This is a genomic window from Methylobacterium sp. ME121, assembly GCF_000974725.1.
Taxonomy (GTDB): domain Bacteria; phylum Pseudomonadota; class Alphaproteobacteria; order Rhizobiales; family Beijerinckiaceae; genus Methylobacterium; species Methylobacterium radiotolerans.
In genome coordinates this window covers 86,566-106,184 of sequence record NZ_BBUX01000006.1, presented here as the reverse complement: position 1 = coordinate 106,184, position 19,619 = coordinate 86,566, and the positions used below count along the sequence as shown (strand labels likewise).

General features: G+C 73.2%; 17 protein-coding genes. 4 read left to right on the top strand and 13 right to left on the bottom strand.

The genetic code is table 11. The features are described from left to right. Nucleotides 1-4: 4 nt before the first annotated feature. Together cueR and ME121_RS07205 are read right to left on the bottom strand one after the other, a co-directional pair. Nucleotides 5-463, bottom strand: coding sequence for a Cu(I)-responsive transcriptional regulator (gene cueR / locus ME121_RS07210; protein WP_059408587.1), 459 nt, complete (start codon nucleotides 461-463; stop codon nucleotides 5-7). Next, nucleotides 460-2,934 carry a heavy metal translocating P-type ATPase gene (locus ME121_RS07205; protein WP_089231576.1) on the bottom strand — a complete coding sequence of 825 codons (2,475 nt, stop codon included), beginning with the start codon at nucleotides 2,932-2,934 and terminating at the stop codon, nucleotides 460-462. The genes cueR and ME121_RS07205 overlap by 4 nt, the downstream gene beginning before the upstream one ends. A 175-nt stretch (nucleotides 2,935-3,109) precedes the next feature. Between ME121_RS07205 and ME121_RS07200 the strand changes: the two genes are divergently transcribed. Beyond that, nucleotides 3,110-3,721, top strand: coding sequence for a glutathione S-transferase family protein (locus ME121_RS07200; protein WP_024829230.1), 612 nt, complete (start codon nucleotides 3,110-3,112; stop codon nucleotides 3,719-3,721). On the opposite strand, the gene ME121_RS07195 is transcribed toward ME121_RS07200, so the two are convergent. The 11 genes from ME121_RS07195 to ME121_RS07145 all read right to left on the bottom strand — a co-directional run bounded on the left by ME121_RS07195 (nucleotide 3,703) and on the right by ME121_RS07145 (nucleotide 16,119). Continuing rightward, nucleotides 3,703-4,974 (bottom strand): ATP-binding protein, encoded by a 1,272-nt coding sequence (locus tag ME121_RS07195; protein WP_012320525.1) that lies wholly within the window; start codon nucleotides 4,972-4,974, stop codon nucleotides 3,703-3,705. The two genes, ME121_RS07200 and ME121_RS07195, sit on opposite strands and share 19 nt — an antisense overlap. 19 nt (nucleotides 4,975-4,993) lie before the next feature. Then, nucleotides 4,994-6,082 (bottom strand): lysylphosphatidylglycerol synthase domain-containing protein, encoded by a 1,089-nt coding sequence (locus ME121_RS07190; protein WP_059408600.1) that lies wholly within the window; start codon nucleotides 6,080-6,082, stop codon nucleotides 4,994-4,996. A 151-nt stretch (nucleotides 6,083-6,233) separates the two neighbouring features. Then, entirely contained in the window at nucleotides 6,234-6,863 is a 630-nt protein-coding gene (locus ME121_RS07185; RefSeq protein ID WP_012320527.1) for a uracil-DNA glycosylase, read from the bottom strand. Further along, nucleotides 6,853-7,611, bottom strand: a complete 759-nt coding sequence (locus ME121_RS07180) for a PIG-L deacetylase family protein (RefSeq protein ID WP_024829229.1) — start codon at nucleotides 7,609-7,611, stop codon at nucleotides 6,853-6,855. Before ME121_RS07180 ends, ME121_RS07185 begins: the two co-directional genes overlap by 11 nt. A gap of 115 nt (nucleotides 7,612-7,726) precedes the next feature. Then, nucleotides 7,727-8,965: a glycosyltransferase family 4 protein gene (locus tag ME121_RS07175; RefSeq protein WP_024829228.1), complete on the bottom strand. Its 1,239-nt coding sequence runs from the start codon at nucleotides 8,963-8,965 to the stop codon at nucleotides 7,727-7,729. Nucleotides 8,966-9,050: 85 nt separating this feature from the next. After that, a complete protein-coding gene (locus ME121_RS07170; protein ID WP_059408585.1) occupies nucleotides 9,051-9,923 on the bottom strand; it encodes a sugar phosphate isomerase/epimerase family protein in 873 nt (290 codons plus the stop codon). Continuing rightward, complete coding sequence (locus ME121_RS07165) at nucleotides 9,920-11,521, bottom strand: YcaO-like family protein (protein ID WP_059408584.1); 1,602 nt, start codon at nucleotides 11,519-11,521, stop codon at nucleotides 9,920-9,922. The genes ME121_RS07170 and ME121_RS07165 overlap by 4 nt, the downstream gene beginning before the upstream one ends. A gap of 216 nt (nucleotides 11,522-11,737) precedes the next feature. Beyond that, entirely contained in the window at nucleotides 11,738-12,733 is a 996-nt protein-coding gene (locus tag ME121_RS07160; protein ID WP_059408583.1) for a Gfo/Idh/MocA family protein, read from the bottom strand. Then, a complete protein-coding gene (locus ME121_RS07155; RefSeq protein WP_059408582.1) occupies nucleotides 12,733-13,914 on the bottom strand; it encodes a class I SAM-dependent methyltransferase in 1,182 nt (393 codons plus the stop codon). The genes ME121_RS07160 and ME121_RS07155 overlap by 1 nt, the downstream gene beginning before the upstream one ends. A 44-nt stretch (nucleotides 13,915-13,958) precedes the next feature. Further along, the gene (locus ME121_RS07150; RefSeq protein WP_059408581.1) at nucleotides 13,959-14,888 is read right to left on the bottom strand and encodes an HD domain-containing protein; all 930 of its coding nucleotides are present in this window, start codon (nucleotides 14,886-14,888) and stop codon (nucleotides 13,959-13,961) included. Between the two features lie 40 nt (nucleotides 14,889-14,928). Further along, a complete protein-coding gene (locus ME121_RS07145; RefSeq protein WP_012320535.1) occupies nucleotides 14,929-16,119 on the bottom strand; it encodes an inositol-3-phosphate synthase in 1,191 nt (396 codons plus the stop codon). Between the two features lie 337 nt (nucleotides 16,120-16,456). Here ME121_RS07145 and ME121_RS07140 point away from each other — a divergent pair, with 337 nt between their 5' ends. From ME121_RS07140 to ME121_RS07130, 3 genes are all read left to right on the top strand, one after another. Then, nucleotides 16,457-17,677 (top strand): transglycosylase SLT domain-containing protein, encoded by a 1,221-nt coding sequence (locus ME121_RS07140; RefSeq protein WP_024829223.1) that lies wholly within the window; start codon nucleotides 16,457-16,459, stop codon nucleotides 17,675-17,677. Between the two features lie 462 nt (nucleotides 17,678-18,139). After that, a complete protein-coding gene (locus ME121_RS07135; protein ID WP_012320537.1) occupies nucleotides 18,140-18,376 on the top strand; it encodes a DUF6894 family protein in 237 nt (78 codons plus the stop codon). 117 nt (nucleotides 18,377-18,493) lie between these two features. After that, entirely contained in the window at nucleotides 18,494-19,555 is a 1,062-nt protein-coding gene (locus ME121_RS07130; RefSeq protein WP_012320538.1) for an MBL fold metallo-hydrolase, read from the top strand. The last annotated feature ends 64 nt before the right edge of the window (nucleotides 19,556-19,619 follow it).

Genomic DNA, 19,619 nt, shown 5'->3' with positions numbered 1-19,619 from the left:
GCCGTCAACGGCCACGCTTGACGAGCGCGCGGATCGCCCGCTGCCGCGTCGGCCCGTGATCCGGCGCCGCGAGATCATCGAGGATCGGACATTCTGGACGCGCGTCGCCGCAGCAGGCCTCCGCCAGATGCTCCAGCGTCCGGGCCATCCCCTCCATCTCGGCGATGCGGCGGCGCAGATCGGCGATCTGCTCCTGCGCGATCGCCTTCACCCCGGCGCTCGGCCGGGCCCGGTCGCGCCAGAGCGCCAGGAGATCCGCGATCGCGTCCACGCTGAAGCCGAGGTCGCGGGCGCGGCGGATGAAGCGCAGCGTGTGCAGGTCCGCCTCGCCGTAATGGCGGTAGCCGGCCTCGGACCGGGCGGCCGGCGGAAGCAGGCCGGTCGCCTCGTACCAGCGGATCATCTTGGCCGAGACGCCGGTGCGGCGCGCCGCCTCGCCGATCGTCAGGTTCGCCGCACTCATGCCGGCCTCGCGGCGAGGGCCGGCGTCGCGGCCGCCGCGGGCCGCCCGCCGGCCCGGCGCAGCCGCAGGGCGTTGCCGAGGACGAACACGCTCGAGAACGCCATGGCGCCCGCGGCCAGGACCGGCGACAGGGCCGGGCCGCCGAACGGCACCAGCACGCCCGCCGCCACCGGGATCAGCGCGGCGTTGTAGGCGAAGGCCCAGAACAGGTTCTGGCGGATGTTGGCCATCACCGCCCGCGACAGCGTGAGAGCCTCGACCAGGGCTTCCAGGTCGCCCGACATCAGCACCACGTCGGCGCTCTCGACGGCGATGTCGGTGCCGGTGCCGATCGCCAGCCCGACATCGGCCTCGGCCAGCGCCGGCGCGTCGTTGATGCCGTCGCCCACGAAGGCCACCGGCCCGTGCGCGGCCCGGAACCGCTGCACGGCCTCGACCTTCCCGCCGGGCAGCACGCCGGCGGCCACGGCGTCGATGCCGAGGCTCCGCGCCACGCCGGCCGCCGTGACGGGATCGTCGCCCGTGACCATCGCCACCGCGAGCCCGCGCGCCCTCAGGGCCGCCACCGCCGCGCGGGCGCCCGGCTTCACGGGATCGGCCACCGCCAGGATCGCCGCGTGGCGGCCGTCGAGGACGAGGTGGATCGGACTCCGCCCCGCGCCCGCCAGCGACGCGGCCCGGGCGGCGAGATCCGGGTCCAGGGCGACTCCGAGGCGGTCCAGGTAGCGCGGCGCGCCGAGGGCCACGGCCCGGCCCGCGACCCGTCCGGAGATCCCGAAACCCGCCACCGCCTCGAAGCTGTCGGGCTCGGGCGTGGCGAGGCCGCGGTCGCGGGCCGCCGCCACGACGGCGCCGGCCAGCGGGTGCTCGGAGCGGGTCTCCAGCGCGGCGGCGAGGGCCAGCGCCGCGTCCTCCGCGACACCGGCGGCCGGGACGATCTCGGTGAGCCGGGGGCGCCCCTCGGTCAGGGTGCCGGTCTTGTCGAGGGCCACGACCCGCACGTCGCGCAGGCCCTGAAGCGCCGCGCCGTCGCGGAACAGCACGCCGCGCGCCGCCGCGCGCCCGGTGCCGACCATGATGGCGGTGGGCGTCGCCAGCCCCATGGCGCAGGGACAGGCGATGATCAGCACCGCCACGGCGTTCACCAGGGCCGGCCCCAGGGCCGGGGCCGGCGCCAGGATCAGCCAGGCCAGGAAGGTCACCGCGGCGATGCCGATCACCGCCGGCACGAACCGCCCGGTGACGCGGTCGACCAGCGCCTGGATCGGCAGCTTACCGCCCTGGGCGCGCTCCACCATGGCGGCGATCTGCGCCACCACGGTGGCGCCGCCCACGGCCCCGACCCGGAGGTCGAGGCTGCCGCGGCCGTTGAGCGTCCCGCCGACAACGGGATCGCCGAGCCCCTTGCGCACCGGGGCCGGCTCGCCCGTGACCATGCTCTCGTCGACGTGGCTGGTGCCCGAGACCACGGCGCCGTCAGCCGCCACGCGCTCGCCCGGGCGCACCCGGACCACGTCGCCGACGCGCAGGGCGTCGAGGGGGACCTCGTTCTCCGCACCGTCGCGGACGACGCGGGCGGTCTTCGGCGTCAGGTCCATCAGCCGCGCGATCGCCTGGCCGGTGCGCCCCTTGGCGCGCGCCTCCAGCGTCCGGCCGAGCAGGATCAGCGTGACGATCAGGACGCTCGCCTCGAAGTAGAGGTGCGCCGCCCCCGCCGGCAGGAGATCGGGCGCCAGCGTCGAGACCAGCGAGTACAGGTAGGCGGCGCCGGCACCGAGGGCGACCAGGGCGTTCATGTCGGGATGGCCGCGCAGCAGGCCCGGAACGCCGCGCAGGAAGAAGCGCCGCCCCGGGCCGGCGAGGACCAGGGTGGCCAGCACCGCCTGGATCAGGGCCGTCACGGGGCCTCCGTGCAGGGCGGGCAGGAGGTGGCCGCCCATGTCGAGGACCACGACGGGCGCCGACAGCAGGGCGGCGACGATCAGGTCGCGGCGCAGGGCGCGGCCCTCCTCGGCCTGACGGGCCGAGGGGTCGGCCGGATGGCCGGCCTCGACCGGCCGGGCCTCGTAGCCGGCCGTCTCGACGGCCGCCACCAGCGCGTCCATCGGCACCACGCCCTCCGGATGGCGGATCGCGGCCCGGCCCGCGGCGAGGTTGACGCTGGCCCCGGTCACCCCCGGAACGGCGGCCAGCGCCCGCTCGACCCGACCCACGCAGCTCGCGCACGACATGCCCTCGACGGCCAGCAGGCTCTGCGTCTCGGGGACGGGGTAGCCGGCGTCCGCGAGCGCCGTCGCGACGTCGCCCGGGCCCGTGGCGCCGTCGAGGACGAGGCTGGCGCGGTGGGTGGCGAGGTTCACCGCCACGTCCCGGGCGCCGGGCAGCGCCGCGAGGGCGCGCTCGACGCGGCCGACGCAGGAGGCGCAGGACATGCCCTCGACGGGCAGGGTGAGGGCGACGGATTTCGACATGGCAGTGATCCGGTTCGAAGCGTCCATGCCCGGTCAGATGGGGCTTCCCATCATGGGAAGGTCAAGGGGTTGGCGGGCGACCTCCCCGGTCGGGCCCGCCGATGCGGGGCCGCCGCCGTTGTCGAATCGCGCGCGCCCGGCCAAGGTCCGCGCCACTGGAGCGGCGGGGACACGGATGGGCGAAGCGCTGACGATCTACGGCGACCCGGGTTCCGGGAACTGCCTCAAGGTCAAGTGGGTCGCGGCCCATCTCGGCATCCCGGCGCTCTGGCGCGACGTCGACGTCCCGGGCGGCGGGACGCGCAGGCCCGAGTTCCTCGCCCTGAACCCCGCCGGCCGCGTGCCGATCGTCGTCCTGTCCGACGGCACCGTGCTGTCCGAATCGAACGCGATCATCGTCTACCTCGCGGAGGGCTCGGCGCTGGTGCCCGCGGAGGCCCTGCCCCGCGCCCGCATGCTGCAGTGGATGTTCTGGGAGCAGTACAGCCACGAGCCCTACATCGCGGTCCGCCGCTACCAGCTCCACTATCTCGCGCGGTCGCCGGAGGATCTCGACCCGAAGCTCGCCGAGCGCGGCGCCGACGCCCTGCGGCTGATGGAGCGAACCCTCGCGCGCTCGGCTTTCATGGTGGGCGACACCCTGACCCTCGCCGACGTGGCGCTCGTCGCCTACACGCGCATGGCCCACGAGGGCGGCTACGACCTCGCGGACTACCCGGCGATCCGCGCGTGGGTCGAGCGCGTCGAGGACGGGCTCGGGATCGGCCCCTACGCCGGGCCGGCCTGATCGGCCGCGGCCTGCGGCGGCGCGGCGCCGTATTCCGGCAGGCTGACCCGCACGGTCGTGCCCTCCCCGGCCGCGCTCTCGATGGCAAGCCGCCCGCGGTGGCGGTTGAGGCTGTGCTTGACGATGGCGAGCCCGAGGCCCGTGCCGCCGCGGGCGCGGCTCGACGCGACGTCGACCCGGTAGAAGCGCTCCGTCAGCCGCGGGATGTGCTCGGGCGGGATGCCCGGCCCGTCGTCGGCCACCGACAGGACGACGCGGCGCCCGAGGCGCGGGTCGTCCTCGCGGGCGAGCCCGACGCTGATCCGGCCGCCGCCGTACTTCACGGCGTTCTCGATCAGGTTCTCGATCACCCGGGCGAGCTCGTCGGCGTCGCCGGGGACCGCGTAGGGGCCCGCCCCCTCCTCCAGTCGGATCGTGGCGCCCCGCGCCTCGGCGGGCAGGCCCTGGGCGTCGACCATCTGGCGGGCGAGCGCCCCGAGATCGACCACCGCGGTGGGCGCCACGTGCTCGCGCAGCTCGATCCGCGACAGCGACAGCAGGTCGTCGATCAGCCGCGTCATCCGCTGGGCCTGGACGCGCATGATCTCCAGGAAGCGCTCCCGGGCCTGGGCGTCGTCGCGGGCCGGACCCTGCAGGGTCTCGATGAAGCCGATCAGGGTGGCGAGCGGCGTGCGCAGCTCGTGGCTCGCGTTGGCGACGAAATCGACCCGCATCGCCTCGAGACGCCGGGCCGAGGTGAGGTCGCGCAGGAACAGCAGCGCGCTCACGCCGGACCCGTCGGGCATCGGCAGCGCGCCGATCTGGACCTCGAAGGTCCGCTCCAGCGGCACCCGGGTCGACAGCGCGACCCGGCGCGGGAGGCCGGAACTCAGCACCGCCTCGATGCCGTCGAGGACCTCCGGGTCGCGGAGCGCGAAGGACAGGGGCCGGGCCTGATGGAGCGCCGGCAGCAGCGCCCGGGCGGCGGGATTGGCCTCCAGCACCAGGGTACGCCGGTCCACGAGGATGACCGGGTCCGGCACGTGGGCGAGCAGCGCCTCGGCGACGGCGTGGCGCGGCGTGGCGGCGGCCGGTCGCGCGACGGGGGCCTCGCGGCCGCGCCCGCCGAGCCAGCCGCCCAGGCAGACCGCCGCGAGCCCGATCAGGATCAGCGGGAGGTCGAGCCGCCCGGCCAGGGCGGTGGCGAGCCCGAGCAGGCCCGCGGCGATCGCGGCGCCGGTCCAGGCGGGGGAGCTGCGCAGGCGGCCGGACATGGCGGGCGCGGCCGGCCGATCAGCGGGACTCGGACTCGTCGCGCCACGCCCGGCCGGACGGCCCGGCCGTGCCCTCCGGCGGGCCGGAATCGCGGGCACCGCCCGCACGCTTCACGATCTCGTAGAGGCCGAGCATCGCCAGGGCGGTCACGAACGGCACGACGTAGTAGCAGCCCCGGAACAGCAGCAGCGAGGTCAGCACCTCGTTGCGCGGCAGGCTCGACAGGGCGAGGAGCACGGTGGCCTCGAACACCCCGATGCCGCCGGGCGCGTTCGACGCGATCCCCAGCATGGCGGCCAGCACGTAGATCGCCAGGAAGGTGGTGAAGCCCAGCGTCGTCTCCTGCGGCAGCAGGACGTAGAGCACAGCCGCCGCCGCGCAGACGTCGCCGATGCCGACGATCATCTGGCCGATCGACACGGACGCCCCGGGCAGCTCCAGGCGCCAGTGCTTCACGGTGATGCTGCGCTTCTTGGCCGAGACCCAGGCCAGGTAGCCGAGCACCAGGGCGAGCGCCGCGAGGCCGACACCCTGGTTGATCCGGATCGACGTGAAGGCGAGCCCGGCGAGCTGGCCGGCCTCGATGATCAGGCTCAGGCCCAGCACCACGCCCATGCCGAGCCAGAAGGTGAAGCCGGCGATGACGGTGAGCGCGGCGATCTTGGCCGTCGAGAGGCCCTGCCGCGCGTAGATCCAGTAGCGGATCGTCCCGGCGGTGAGCAGCGGGAAGCCGAGGGTGAAGCTCACCGCGTAGCTCGTGAACGAGGCGAGCGCGGTGATCCGGTACGGCACCTTGATCTTGAGCTGGCGCAGGGCCAGCGCGTCGTAGCCGGTCAGGAACAGGTAGCTGACGCCGACGAACAGGAAGGCGAGGCCGAGCTGCTCGGCGGTCGCGGCCGCGATGGCGCTGCGCACCTCCGCCCAGCTGACGCTCTGCACGAGCTTCCACAGGACGCCGAGGGAGACCGCGAACAGCACGATGCTGGCCGCCGTGCCGATCCAGGCATAGCGGCTGCGCCGGCTCTTCCGCTTCGAGCCCGCTCCGGCATCGTGCTGGACCGGCTCGACCGGCTCGACCGGGCTCCGGTGCTGTCCCTGAAAATTCATGCCGATCGGCGTCCGCCCTTCCGGCTGCGCGGCCCGGCCGAAGGCCGTCAGCCCGTGCCGGAATCTCCCGGACCGCGGCCCGTTGCCCCGCATGTAGGCCGAACCGGCGCGCAAGGCCAGGGAAGGCAGGCCCGTGACGGGCGATCTATCCTCAGCCGGAGGCCCGATCGAGGATCGCGGCCGCCTCCGCGAGGCCGCGCCGGATCCGCTCGGGCACCTCCGGCGCGGTGCAGACATAGGTCGGGCTCGGGTGCGGCACCCGGATCACCGGCAGGTCGGGGCGGAGCGCCGCGAGGGACGGCGCCGCCTCCCCGGCGAAGCGGCCGGCCAGCACCGCCACGGCGAGGCGCGGCAGCAGGTCGAGGAGCGGGGCCAGATAGGGCGCGGCCGCCGCGACCTCCGCCCGGCGGGGCGCCCGGTTGCGGGCGCCCTCGGCGTGGATCAGCCAGGGGACCGCGTTCCAGATCAGCGTGTCGGCCCGGCTGAGCCCGGCCTCGGCGAGGAAGCGGAACAGGTTCGCGGCCGTGCCGTTCGCGCTGTCGCGGGTGACGAAGCCGGTGCGCAGCACCGCCGGGCCCGGCGTCTCGAGGAGGAGGAGCATCCGCGCCCCGACGCCGCCATCCAGGGGGTCGGGCGCCGGGACCGGGGCGCCGCGCTCGGCCGCGATGCGCGCCGCGAGGGCCCGGATCGGGGCGATGTGGGGGCTGTCGATCAGGGCGCGGCGGGCCGCCAGGGCCTCCGGATCGGCCAGCGCCTTCGGGGCCCGCGGCTCAGCCGGCATCGAGGCCGGGAATCGTCGGGCCGCCGCGACGCGACCGGCGGAAGCGCTCGGTGCCCGCCTCCCGGGCGAGGCGCGCGTCGAGGCCGGCCACGCCGCCGAACTGGAAGCCGATCTGGCTGGCATAGGCCGCGCAGGCGGCGCGCTTCCGGGCCTGGGCCTCCGGGGCGAGGGTCACCGTCGCCTCGGGAAGTTCCGCGAAGACATCCGCGAGCGGCTCCCGGGGCGCAGCCTCGCGCACCGTGTAGGGGAAGTCGCGCCACCACAGGATCGGGAGAAGCGGGTCGAGGCCGCGCAGCGCCCGGACCGCCTGGACGTGATCGACATGGCCGCCGATCGCCTGGGGGGCGAGGAGGAGATCCGGTTTGTCCGCGGCGATCAGCGCCGCGACGGCGGGCGCGAGGTCGGCCGCGATGCCGTCATCGGCGCGGGTCTCGGAGAAGAGTTCCGGCGCCGAGCCGTAGCCCCGATGCGGCGCCTCCCGGAACGGCAGGTGCACGGGCGGGGCGATGCCGAGCGCGGCAGCCGCGCGGACATCCTCCTCCCGGCGCAGGGCCATGTAGTCGATCTCCGGTCCCAGGCCCTTGTCGAGCTGGCAGGCGAGCGCGAAGCCCTTCGGCTCGGCGACGCTGCCGGTGAACAGGGTCGCCATCACGACGCGCCAGCCAGCTTGCGCGAGGCTTGCCAGGAGGCCGCCGCACGAGAAGGCCGCGTCGTCGAGATGGGGGGAGAGGGCGAGCGCGGTGGGCATGGTTCAGAGCCTGTCGGCGGGCACGACGTCCGAGCCGCGACCTCATCCCGAGGTACCGCTGCGCAGCGGGGGCCTCGAAGGGGGTGGATCGGGATTCCCGACGCTGGCGGACCGTTCAGAGCAGGTGCGGCTCGGCGCGGAAGCGGCAGGTCGGGTCGTCGGGCAGGTCTTCGGGAAAATCGGTGGCGGGCTGCTCGTGGCGCACCCGCGCGTAGACCTCCATGATCTGCCGCCCGACCGCGTGCCACGAGTAGACCCGCCGGCACTCCTCCAGGCCGGCCGTCGCGATGCGCCGGCGCAGATCGGCGTCCGTGACGATCCGGGTGAGCGCGGCGGCCAGCGCCGGGACGTCGCCCGGGTTGACCAGCAGCCCGTTCTCCCCGTCGCGCAGGCAGTCCGAGACGCCAACCGCGTGGCACGACACGGTGGCGAGCCCGGCCGCCAGCGCCTCCAGGATCGTGTTGGAGAAGCCCTCCGCGTAGGTCGGCGAGACGAACACGTCGGCGCGGCGGTAGAGGTCGGGCACGGAGCCGTATTCCGCGTAGCCCGTGAAGGCGATCGCGCGCTCCGAGAAGGCGCGCTCCGCGGCGAGCGCCTTGGCCGGGTCCACGTCGGGCCCGATTCCCGAGATCGTGGCCGCGAAGGGCGTGCCCTGCGCGCGCAGGATCGCCAGGGCCTCGATGAAGTCCAGCACGCCTTTCCGACGGTCGACCCGGCCGTGGTAGAACAGCCGCACCGGCCCGTCATGGGGCGCCGGCAGCCCGTCGGACGTGCCCTGCGCGAACCGATCGGTGTCGACCGCGCCGGGCACGATGGTGAAGCGGGCCGGGTCCGACCCGAGCCGCTCGCAGACCTCGTCCACGAAGGAGGCGCCGCCGATCAGCAGCGCGTTGGCGTGGGCCAGCACCTCGCACATGGCGACCCGGTGGGTCTCGCAGCAGGAGCCGACCCAGTGGCCGTCGCCGCCCTGGATCGAGACGACGCTCGGCACGCCGAGCTTGCGGGCGGCGAGCAGCACCGCCCAGCCGGTCGGGTAGCCGTACTGGGCGTGCAGGATGTCGAAGGGGTTCCGGGCGTGCTCCCGGACGATCGCGTCCACCATCGTGGCGATGTCGCGCTCGAAATCGCCCGACGTCTGCTCGCCGAGCTGTTCCAGGCCGATCACCCGCACGCCCGGCACCGGCGGCGGCGGCCCGCCCCCGTAGACCCGGGTGCCGAAGGCGTCGCCCCGGTACTGCGAGATCATCGTGACGTCGTGGCCGGCGCCGACGAGTTCGCGCAGCAGGTTCTGCGCGTAGACGCTCATGCCCGATATGGCCGGGAAATAGCGGCGGCTGAGGAAGAGGATTCTCATCGCACCGCACCTTCGCAGAGACCGGGAGAGGCGCCGAGGCGCTCCCTCTCCCGTGCCCGATCCTCGCCTCGCCGCAATTCGGCCCTCACTGCCATTGCCGCCGCGTCTCCTGCTCGCCCGCCAGGACCGGGCCGGGGCGCCGGCAGCCGCGGAGATAGTCCAGCGCCTGCGGGATCATCACGTCGGCCCGGTGGCTCTCGCGGGAGAGCTCGACGCAGATCAGCTTGCCGAAGCCCACCGCCTCCAGAGCCTCCAGCACGCCCGGCACGTCCATGTCGCCCTCGCCGAAGGGCAGGTGGATGTGGCTGCCGCGCTTCATGTCCTCGATCGCCACGGTGCCGATCCGGTCGGCGAATTCCCGCACGGCGGCCGCCGGCTCGCGCTCGCCGGTGACGAGGCAGTGACCCGTGTCCAGGGCGAGCTTCAGCCCCGGCACGTCGAGCGCCGCGTAATCGTCGAGCGTCTCGATCAGCATGCCGGGCTCGGGCTCCAGGCAGGGCACGATTCCGGACTCGGCCGCGAAGGCCGCGACCTCGTGCAGACCCTCGACCAGCCAGCGCCGGGCCTCGCCGTGATCGACGCCGGGCTTCGGCACGCCGGCCCAGAACGAGACCGCCTCGGCGGAGAGCATCGCGCCGATCTCGATCGCGCGCTTCAGGAAGCCGACGCGCCGGGCGCGGCCCGCGGCGTCGGCGGTCACGAGCGTCGGCTCGTGCTTGGCGGACGGATCGAGCAGGAAGCGGGCACCCGTCTCGATGACGCAGGTCAGCTCCAGCTTCTCCAGCAGACTCGCCACCCGGCCGGCCTCCGCCGCCCAGGTCTCGGCGAAGGGGTCGAGATGGTGGATGTCGAGGGTGAGCGCCACGCCATCGTAGCCCGCCGCCTTGATCAGGTGGAGCGCGTCGTCGAGGCGGTGGTTGGCCGCGCCGTTGGTGTTGTAGGCGAACCGGAGCGTCACGCCGCCCTCCCCTTCCGCTGGGCGAGGCGGAAGGGCGCGTGGTGCGATTCCGGCTCGCGGTAGAGCGGATAGTGCCGCCCGACGATCCGCTCGGCCAGGGCCACGTCGAACAGCGGCTGGCCGCCGAACCGCTCCAAGGCCTCCGGGGTGAGACGCACCGGGCGCAGGGTCTCGCTCTCGGTGCCGAACGTGATCAGCGGGTGGTCGCGGTCGAGAAGCTTCTTCGTGTTGCGCTCGCCGATCCGGTAGTAGCTCATGGTCTCGACCTCGAGCCCCGGCACGATCGCCTTCACGACGCCGACCCCGCCCCCCGGGGGCGTGCAATCGACGTAGAGCACGTCGAACCCGGCCTCCAGCAGCCGGTCGCAGGCGATCTTCCCCCGGGCGTGGCCGTCGGCGGCCGGGGTCGAGGGCAGCTCGGCGAAGCTTTTCGTGCTGCGCTCGGAATAGACCGTGTCGGCCAGCACGCCGCGCAGGTCGGCCGCCGGCATCTCGATCCATTCGAGCATGGCTTGCAGGGCGCGGCTCTCCTCCAGGTCCAGGCTGGGCAGCGCCTTCTGGATGAACGCGTCGACGTAGCCCGGCGGCGTCACCGTGGCGGCCATGTCGAGGGGGCCGTGGCCGAAGGTCTTGCGGACCCGCGCGGCCTGGAACTCCAGGAGCGCCTTGCGCAGCGCCCGCTCCCGGTCCGGGTCGCAGGCCTCGCCGCAGGCCGAGAGGGCGATCGGCGCCGGGGTCCGCGCCGGATCCTCGTCGTAGCCGACGACGTAGAGGTTGGTCAGGCCGAACTGGTCGGTGGCGAATTTCGGGAGCGCCCGGATCCCGAGCTCCTTGAGCCGGGCCAGCATCGCGGCGTTCTCCGGACCGATCCCCTCGAGGTCGAGCATCACGCCCTGGTCGAGGGCCCGGAACAGCAGCCCGTTGCCGTCCCGCTGCAGCAGCTCCAGCACGCCGTGGCCCAGCGCGAAGGGCACGTCCGGGCCGGCGCCGAGGCCGTTGGTGATCAGGTTGGTGAAGGGCTTGTAGCCCTCCGACAGCTCGAAATAGTCGGTCGCGGCGACGTCGAGGGGCATCAGGACGATCTCGCCCGTCGCGTGCCGGACGCTGGGGGTCCATTCGAGCACCGTGTCGCGGCCGACCGGGGAGCCGGCGGGCAGGCAGAGGGTCAGCGGGTCGGCGACCGACTTGGCGCCGTAGACCCGGACGAGATCGGTGTAGCTCGCCCGCTCCTTCGCCCGCGGCAGCACCGCGAGCGACGGCATCAGGTTCTCGGCGATCTCCGCGACGGCGCCGATCAGCGCCTCGTCGTCGGTGGCGCCGTAGCCGATGCCCGACGGCATCGCGCCCACGAAGAACGGGTCGTCGAGAAACAGGGCCACGAACCAGACCGGGATGCCGGTGCGATCGAGGGGCGCCAGCGGGAAGCCGACGACGCGCCCCTCCGGCAGGACGTCGAGATAGGCCTTGACCGGGTCCGGCAGGGTCCCGGGCAACCCCTCGATCGGCCGCTTGGCGCCGAAGCGGTAGGGGCGCGGCGCCTTGATCCGCTCGTGGCGGGCGCGGTCGTCCTGGTCGTGAAAGGCGTCTGCGTTGCTCAAGTCGTGTTCCCGTCTGCCGCGACCGCCTGCCTTCCCACCTTCGTCCCATTCCCCCTCATCCTGAGGTGACCGCGAAGCGGGCCTCGAAGGAGGGCTCCAGATAACGCCGGGATCCCTGGAGCCCTCCTTCGAGGCCTTTACTGCGCTCCGGCACCTCAGGATGAGGGGGTGAGTGGGAGATGCTTGGGTCGGTTGCGTGATTGAAATTCCTGTCCGCTACCGCTGCCCGTACGCGCGCGCGACGAGCCGCATCGTGTGGAGGTCGCGCGCGGCCGAGTAGGCCACCCGCTCCTCGGGCCGGCGCAGGGCCGAGCCGAAGGCGCGCACCTGCTCGGCGAAGGGCGAGCTGTCGGCGTCGAAGGCGAGCGGCTCCGCGCAGCCGCTGGCGCCGTCGATGAAGGTCAGGGATCCGCCGGCCGTCTGGCCCATCGTGTTCTCGGCGACGAGCAGGCCCTTCGTGCCGACCACCTCCAGGCGGCGGCGGGGCAGCGCGTCCGGGCAATTGTAGGCGACGTGGAGGCTCGCCAGCGCGCCGCCCGCGGTCCGCCCGATCAGCAGGGCGCCGTCGTCGACCGCGTAGTCCTGGGCCCTGGTCTGCGTCAGGGCCGCGAGGTCGGCGATCGGCTCGCCGAGCAGGAAGTCCACGAGGTCGAGCCCGTGCGGGGCGAGGTCCATCAGCGCGCCGCCTCCGGCCTGGGCGGCGTCGATCCGCCAGTTCGGCTGGCCGGCCTCCGACCAGTCGCGCCCGAGCCAGCAGGCATAGACGATCCGCACCGCCGTCACGGTGCCGAGCCGCCCGGCCTGGACCTGCGCGCGGATCGCCCGGTGGGCCGGGTGGTGCCGCTGGTCGAAGGCCGTGCCGTAGAAGATTCTTTGCGACCCGACGGCGTGGGCAATGGCCTCGGCGTCCCCGAGCGTCGCCGCCATGGGCTTCTCGCAGAGCACCGCCTTGCCGGCCGCCGCCAGCGCTTCCACGGCGCCGCGGTGGAGGTGGTTCGGCGTCGCCACGTAGACCGCCTCGACCGCGGGCTCGGCGATGAGGCCGGCGAGGTCGGCATGGACGCGCGCGCCCGCTCGCTCGGCTGCGGCTCGGCTCTCCGGGTTCGGATCGCAGACGGCGACCAGCCGGTGCCCGGCGGCGCGGATGCCCGGCTCCATGTAGTCGCGGGCGACCCAGCCGTAGCCGACGATGCCCCAGCCGACCGCGTCCATCACCACCGCTCCGGCAGATCGACGAATTCGCGCACGCGCACGCGCTGCGTCTCCGGCGCATCGAGGCTCTCGTCGAAGGTCAGCGTCTCGGGTCCCGGGGAGTGCAGCGGGTAGGTCGCGCGCGGGCCGTACTCCGCCTCGTAGCGCTCCGAGGGCCAGCGCACGACGTAACCGTCGCCGTCAGGCGCGTAGAGCGGGTTGAGCCGCAGCACGGTCCCCGGCTTCGGCAGGGTCAGGCCATCGACCAGCGCGCGCGGCGCCGGGCGCATGCCGGGACCGCACACCACCGAGAACGCCTCGCAGGTGCGCAGGGCCGCGGGTTCCTGCGGGCCCGGCGCCCGCGCCGCGACCAGCGCCCGGGTCAACTCCGCATCGTCGTAGACCAGGGCGTCGGGAAACAGCTCGGCGATCTCCTCGGCCGTCACCGCCCGGCCGGCCGAGAAGCCCGGGCAGTCGCGGTTGTGGATGTGGCTCAGCGCCAGCCAGCCGTCATCGCCGGCATTCTGGCGGAGACTCTCGAGCAGAGCCGCCTTGTCGTCGAGGAAGTAGAAGGCGTCGTTGCACACGACCAGATCGACGGGAGCCCCCGGGATCGGCCAGTGGGCTGAGCCGGCGTCGAAGCAGACGAGCTGCGCCTTCTCGGCGACGACCCAGTGGCGGGCCACCCAGAGCTTGGCGAAGACCACGTCGGCCCCGGCGACCTTGCAGCCGCGCCGCTGCAGCTCCCGCAGGTAGTGGCCGATGCCGCAGGCGAATTCGAAGACGCACACGGGCTCGTTCCAGTGTGCCTCCAGCAGCGACAGGCCGGCCAGGAAGGTCGGGTCGCTCCAGCGGTGCAGGAAGTAGTCGCCGACGCGTCCCCAGCCGAGGAGCTCGACCGCGTCGCGCAGGGTCGCCTCGCGGCGCGTCTTGATCAGGCGGATGATCCCGGCCGGATCGGCCGGCGGGCCGTTCCACCAATCGTCCTGATCGACCAGCAGGGCGGCGAGCGCCTCGTCGGGCTCGCCGGCGTCGAGATGGGCGAGCACCCGCTCGATCAGGGCCGCGCGGTTGATCCGCAGGTACGGGATGCCGTCGATCACGGGCCAGCGCGCGCCGGTCTCCGCGTCGCGCAGGGCGTGCGGGCCGTCGGCCTTCAGCGGGTTGCCGGTGTCCGGCGATCTGAGTTCGAACGGGATCATGGTTCTCGGAGCCGCCCGGGCAGATGGGCGACCGGGTCCGGCGATCAAGGGATGCGCATGTCGGCGAGGACACGATCGTGGAAGCCCTTCACCGGGCCGGCATGGACCAGCTCCCACTCGTCGAGCACCATCCCCATCGTGGTCGAGGCCCCGCGCAGGTGCTGGGCGATCTGGAGAACGCGGTCGATGCAGTCGGCCGCGTGGAAGGCGCGGCCCTCGGCGGTGGCGTCGTCGGGCAGGATCGCGCGGGCGCGCTCGACCTGACCGCGCAGGGGTTCGTCGAGTTCATTGAGCGCCCAGGCGGTGGTGGTCGCCATGATCGGCCCGAGATGGTCGCCGAGCAGCATCTCGCCGGTGAAGCCGGCATCCGGCATCGCGGCGTTGTGGAAGTGGTGGGCCATCGCGGCCAGGAACACGGTGCCGGGATCGGCCCGGTAGAACGGGCTGAGGCAGACGCCGTAGACCGCCACGATCAGGCAGTGCTCGGCGTGGTTCTCCGGCGGCTCCAGCAGGATCCGGGCGCGGCCGGGACAGGTGACGCCCGCCCGCGGCTGCTGCGCCAGGGCGCCGACGAAGCTCGGCAGCGGCCCGGGCCGACCCGCCGGACGCGGCGCGAGCCGCGCGCGCAGGCGGTCGCGGAGATCGGGATCGAGGTCTTCGGTGACGGCGTCGAAGCCCGCCACCAGCACCGCGGAGGCGGCCTCGTCCGAGAGCCCCGCCGCGGTCAGGAAGGCCGCGTCGAGGTCGCAGAGGCGCGTCGCCGCGAGGGTGACGGCCGCGATGTCGAGGGCGACGTCGTCGGGCGCGCCGCCGCCGGTGAGGAGCCCCCACCCCTGCGCGAACAGCCGCTCGGCAATCGACCCCTGGCGGCCCGCCGAGCGGACGCGCTTGAGGTCGTTCATCTCGACCAGGAGGTCGCGCAACGCCTCCGGCGCGGCGGCGCCGGAATGGGGCGACTGAGTCTCGCTTGGCATCGTCTCGTTCCGAAAAGCCGCCCCCTGGTTTCGACGACGCCTAGTGCACGCCCAGCCAGTCGCGGAGCATCTGCTCCTGCTTGCCGAAGGCGTGCTCCGGCCCGTGGCCGTTCTTCACCATCGGCGCCTTGAAGAAGGTGGAGAGCTGCTCCTGCACGCCGCCGTCGCCGCGCTTGCTCGCGAGATCGAGCACGCGGGCGATCTCGATGACGAGCGGCGCGGCCAGGATCGAGTCCTTGCAGAGGAAGTTGACCTTGATCTGCATCCGCTGGCCCATGAAGCCGGTGACGTCGATGTTGTCCCAGGCCTCCTTGTCGTCGCCGCGCGGCCGGTAATAGTGGATGTGCACCAAGTGGTCCTCGACCGGGTAGCCGAGGATCGAGTCGAGCACCGTGCCCTTGGTGTTGAGCTTCGACTGCAGCGAGTTCGGGTCGTTCAGGGCGAGGCCGTCGCGGTTGCCCAGGATGTTGGTCGAGAACCAGCCGTCGACGTGGAGCGCACGCGCCTTGAAGGCGGGGGCCAGCACAGTCTTCATCATGGTCTGCCCGGTCTTGCCGTCCTTGCCGGCCACCGGGACGTTCAGCTCCTTGGCGAGCTCCAGGAGCGCCGGCACGTCGGCGGCCACGCTCGGGGTGAAGTTGGCGTAGGGGATGCCGCTCTTGATCGCCGCGTAGGCGTAGAGCATCGCCGGGGAGATCGCCTCGTCGCTCGAATCCAGGCCCTTCTCGAAGGCAGCGGTCGAGTTCAGGGTCGGGTCGTTGAGGTCGGGCCAGCGCTCCGTGGAGGCGAGGTTCACCACGACGACGTCGTCGAGGTTGCTCTCCTTCTGGAAGCGGCGGAGGTCGTTGGCGATCACCGAGACCGCCTCGCGGTGGTCCTTGGCGACGATCCGGTTCTGGCCGTCGATGTTCTTGCAGAACTTGGCGCTTCCGACCGCCGGCCAGGGCGTGATGCCCTTCAGGACCTGGGCGCCGTTCTCGATATCGTCCTTCGAGAGCACGCCGTGCCCGCTCGCCGCGGAGGCGAGGTCGTCGCCGTTCAGGTCCCAGCCGCCGAAGACGAGGTCCTTGTAGTCGGCCATGCCGGCCACGGAGAGACCGGCGAGCGGCAGCCCGTCGAGACGGTTGGAGCCGGATTTGATCATCTCGATGCCGGCGATGGCAGTGGTGGCGACAGCGCCTCCCATGCCTACGAACGCGACACCGACGCGGCGACCGGACTGCATGCTCATCGGTAACTGATGTCCTTGTGCGGACGCGGGTGGCGTCTTGAAGGGTCCGTCCTGGGACGGAAATTCGCCCCCCCGGGGCCGTACCTAACTGGCTCGGCGGTGCCGCGTTCCAAGCCGAATGCGACAACATTGCCCCACCGTCCTCCCGCGCGGGGCCGGCCGGCGGCGTTAACGCGACCCTAAGGAGCAGGGTTAACCCTTCCTTGACCGTGCCACGCTTGGATCACGGGGCCGTCCCATTCTGGTCACGGCCGGCGTCGATAGGGCCGCCGCTTCCGGAAAAAACCCGGCCGTCAGAGCCGGGCGGACGCAAGGACCGATCTGAAGAGGACCAATGATGGGGGTTTTCCCGGAGCCGGCGCGTCGCGCCGACGACGTGAGCCGACTCGTGCCGCAGACCCTGACCGGCACGGGCCATTTCGAGGATGAAGCCGTGGCGTGGCTGCCGCGGGCCGGACGCGAGACAGGGCGCCGGTCACTTCGCCGCACCGGCCTCGGCCGGATCTCCGGGACGCTGGCCCTGGGGCTCGTCGCCGGGTTCGGCCTGCCGCAGGCCGCCTTCGCGCCCGCCTACTTCGCGCCGGCCGCCCAGGCCCACGACCGGGTCGACACCAGCCCGCGAGCCGCGCAGGCCCTCGCACAACGCGCGTCCGAGCCCGCGGTTCCCGCGGAGGCGCCGGCGGCCAAGGACGCCTGGAACGGCCTGCCGGTGCCGGAGCAGGAGCCCGCCACCACGGCCCTGATCCAGGAAGACCTCGCGGCCCTGCCGCGGGTCACGCAGGAGCAGGACGCGGTCAAGTTCGGCGAGCGCAGCGTGCCGCGCAAGGTGGTCGACACGATCGTCAAGGCCTCCGACGAGGCCGGCGTCGATCCGGTCTACATGATGGCGCTGGCCGACAAGGAATCGAGCTTCGACACGGACGCGAAGGCTGCCACATCCTCGGCGCAGGGGCTGTTCCAGTTCGTCGCCCGCACCTGGCTGGAGATGATCCGCGATTACGGTGCCCGCTACGGGCTCGCCGAGGAGGCCGCCGCCGTGAAGGGCCGGGGCGCCGCGATCACCGTCGCGGGCAGCATGCGCGCCCGGGTGCTCGGCCTGCGCAACGACCCGCGCGTCGCCGCCCTGATGGCGGCCGAGCTGATCAAGCGCGATCGCGAGCGGATCGAGGCCCGGGTCGGGCGCGCGCTCACCACGACCGAGCTGTACCTCGCCCATTTCCTCGGCACGGCGAGCGCCGGCCGCTTCCTGTCGCTCTCCTCCGAGAAGCCCGACGAGGTCGCCGGACGCGAGTTCCGCACGGCGGCCCGGGCCAATCGCAGCCTGTTCACCGAGAAGACGGGCGGCAAGCGCCGCAGCCTAACCGTGTCCGAGCTGCACGACCGGATCGACGGCATGATCGACCGGCGGCTGACCCGCTACCAGGGCGTGGCGGCGGTCGCCGAGGCCCTCGACAAGGCGCCGGTCCAGAGCGACGTCGCCGCCGCCGAGGAGACGGCTCCCGTGGCCGGCAACCGCCGCGTCGAGGTGACGGAGGCGCTGCCACCGGACGGGGTGTGAGGACCCCGTCGGGGCGACCGCTCGCCTGAGCCAATTGCCTGAGCAAGTTGGATCGCCGCTTCGGCGCGCCGGGTCTGTCGGATTGACAGTCCTCCCTGCCGACATCGTCCCCGATCGAGGCGCCCAGATGTCACCTCGGGCGGATCTCGGGCAGGCCCGAGACCCGTCGGGAGAGGGGGGCGTGAAAATGAGGAATGGCGCGGCTCTCCCGCACGGAATCGTCTTCGTTCCGAACCGTCGCGACGCGATCGGGAACGGCTCTCGCGCCGACCGCGGTTCCGGCTTCCGGCCCCGCCCGCGGCGCCCCGGAGCATCCGGCGGTTCAGGGGCGGCGCATCGGGGCCGGAGCCGGGCTCTCGCCCGAGCGCCGAGCAGCGTCAGACCTCGGCTTTTAAGGCACTGTTAACCATAGCAAGACCAATCCTGTCGGCAGACTACTTCTCTAAGAGACGCTTGGCGCCGATGCCCCGCTACTTCATCGATCTGCACGACGGCTCGCAGCCGATCCACGATGAGGTCGGGTTCGACCTGCCGGACCTGCCGGCGGCCCGCGCCAAGGTCACCCGGATCATGTCGGCGATCGCCCGCGACATGCTGCCGGACGTCGAGCGCCAGGATTACGTGGCCTGCGTCCGCGACGGCGTCGGCAAGGTGGTCTACCGGGCGCGCCTGTCCCTCGCCGCCGAGATGGTGGAGTGAGGCGGGCGTCCTCCGCGCCCGCGATGCGCCCCTGAGACCGCGCCGAATCCGCCCTGAGGCTCCCCGCCGCGCCGCGGCAGCGCTTGACCGCCCCCCGGTTCCGGCCATCTCGGATCCATGAAACGGCGCAGCCTGCTCACGGTCGCGAGTGCGGCCACGGTCATGACGCTCGGCGGCGTCGGCTACGCCGCGCACCGGCGCGGACGGAATCCCTATTACCGCGGCCCGACCTCCGACCATTTCGACGGGCTGCGGTTCTTCCTGCCGGGACAGTCGACCGACAAGGCGCTGCCGGACGTGCTGCGCTGGCAGGCCAAGCGGCAGCGCGAGCCCTGGCCGAAGAGCTTCCCCAGCCCCTATCCCGCCGACCGGCCACCGGAGCGGGTCGAAGGCCTGCGGGTCGTGCTGATCGGCCACGCGAGCTACCTCGTGCAGGTCGCCGGCCGGAACATCCTGATCGATCCGGTCTTCGCCAAGCGCGCGAGCCCGGTCCGCTTCGCCGGGCCGAAGCGCGTCAACCCGCCGGGGATCGCCCTCGCCGACCTGCCGCCCATCGACGCGGTCCTCATCACCCACAATCACTACGACCATCTCGACGGGCCGAGCCTCGCCCGGATCTGGCAGGCGCACCAGCCGCTGATCGTGGCGCCCCTGGGCAACGACACGATCCTGCGCGGCTACGACGACACGATGCATGTCGAGACCCGCGACTGGGGGGAGTCGGTCGATCTCGGCGACGGGCTGCAGGTCCACCTGACCCCCGCGAACCACTGGTCGGCCCGGGGCGTCAACGACCGACGGATGGCACTGTGGTGCGCCTTCGTGCTGACCTCGCCCCGCGGCGTGCACTACCATGTCGGCGATACCGGCTTCGGCGACGGCGCGCTGTTCTCCGACGTCCGGGCCCGGTTCGGGCCGCCGCGCCTCGCGACGCTGCCGATCGGCGCCTACGAGCCGCGCTGGTTCATGCAGGCCCAGCACGTCGATCCGGCCGAGGCCGTGAAGGCCTTCACCCTGCTCGGCGCCGAGCAGGCCCTCGGCCACCATTGGGGCACGTTCCAGCTCACCGACGAAGGCATCGAGCGGCCCGTCGAGGCGCTCGCGGCGGCCCTCGGCGGCGCCGGTATCCCGGCCGAGCGCTTCGTCGCCCTCCGGCCGGGCCAGGTCTGGGAGGCCTGACCCGCGCTGTCTCCGGGCTGTCTTCGGGCTGTCTCTGGGAAGCGGCGGCAGGCGCAGGCGGGCA

Excerpts from the sequence above, each read along its gene's own strand:
- ME121_RS07205 (WP_089231576.1), bottom strand. The coding sequence starts at position 2,934 with ATGTCGAAATCCGTCGCCCTCACCCTGCCCGTCGAGGGCATGTCCTGC.
- ME121_RS07185 (WP_012320527.1), bottom strand. The coding sequence starts at position 6,863 with ATGCCGGCTGAGCCGCGGGCCCCGAAGGCGCTGGCCGATCCGGAGGCC.
- ME121_RS07130 (WP_012320538.1), top strand. The coding sequence starts at position 18,494 with ATGAAACGGCGCAGCCTGCTCACGGTCGCGAGTGCGGCCACGGTCATG.
- ME121_RS07150 (WP_059408581.1), bottom strand. The coding sequence starts at position 14,888 with ATGCCAAGCGAGACTCAGTCGCCCCATTCCGGCGCCGCCGCGCCGGAG.
- ME121_RS07135 (WP_012320537.1), top strand. The coding sequence starts at position 18,140 with ATGCCCCGCTACTTCATCGATCTGCACGACGGCTCGCAGCCGATCCAC.
- ME121_RS07160 (WP_059408583.1), bottom strand. The coding sequence starts at position 12,733 with ATGGACGCGGTCGGCTGGGGCATCGTCGGCTACGGCTGGGTCGCCCGC.
- ME121_RS07175 (WP_024829228.1), bottom strand. The coding sequence starts at position 8,965 with ATGAGAATCCTCTTCCTCAGCCGCCGCTATTTCCCGGCCATATCGGGC.
- ME121_RS07195 (WP_012320525.1), bottom strand. The coding sequence starts at position 4,974 with ATGTCCGGCCGCCTGCGCAGCTCCCCCGCCTGGACCGGCGCCGCGATC.
- ME121_RS07190 (WP_059408600.1), bottom strand. The coding sequence starts at position 6,082 with ATGAATTTTCAGGGACAGCACCGGAGCCCGGTCGAGCCGGTCGAGCCG.
- ME121_RS07145 (WP_012320535.1), bottom strand. The coding sequence starts at position 16,119 with ATGAGCATGCAGTCCGGTCGCCGCGTCGGTGTCGCGTTCGTAGGCATG.
- ME121_RS07200 (WP_024829230.1), top strand. The coding sequence starts at position 3,110 with ATGGGCGAAGCGCTGACGATCTACGGCGACCCGGGTTCCGGGAACTGC.
- ME121_RS07140 (WP_024829223.1), top strand. The coding sequence starts at position 16,457 with ATGGGGGTTTTCCCGGAGCCGGCGCGTCGCGCCGACGACGTGAGCCGA.
- ME121_RS07180 (WP_024829229.1), bottom strand. The coding sequence starts at position 7,611 with ATGCCCACCGCGCTCGCCCTCTCCCCCCATCTCGACGACGCGGCCTTC.
- cueR (WP_059408587.1), bottom strand. The coding sequence starts at position 463 with ATGAGTGCGGCGAACCTGACGATCGGCGAGGCGGCGCGCCGCACCGGC.
- ME121_RS07155 (WP_059408582.1), bottom strand. The coding sequence starts at position 13,914 with ATGATCCCGTTCGAACTCAGATCGCCGGACACCGGCAACCCGCTGAAG.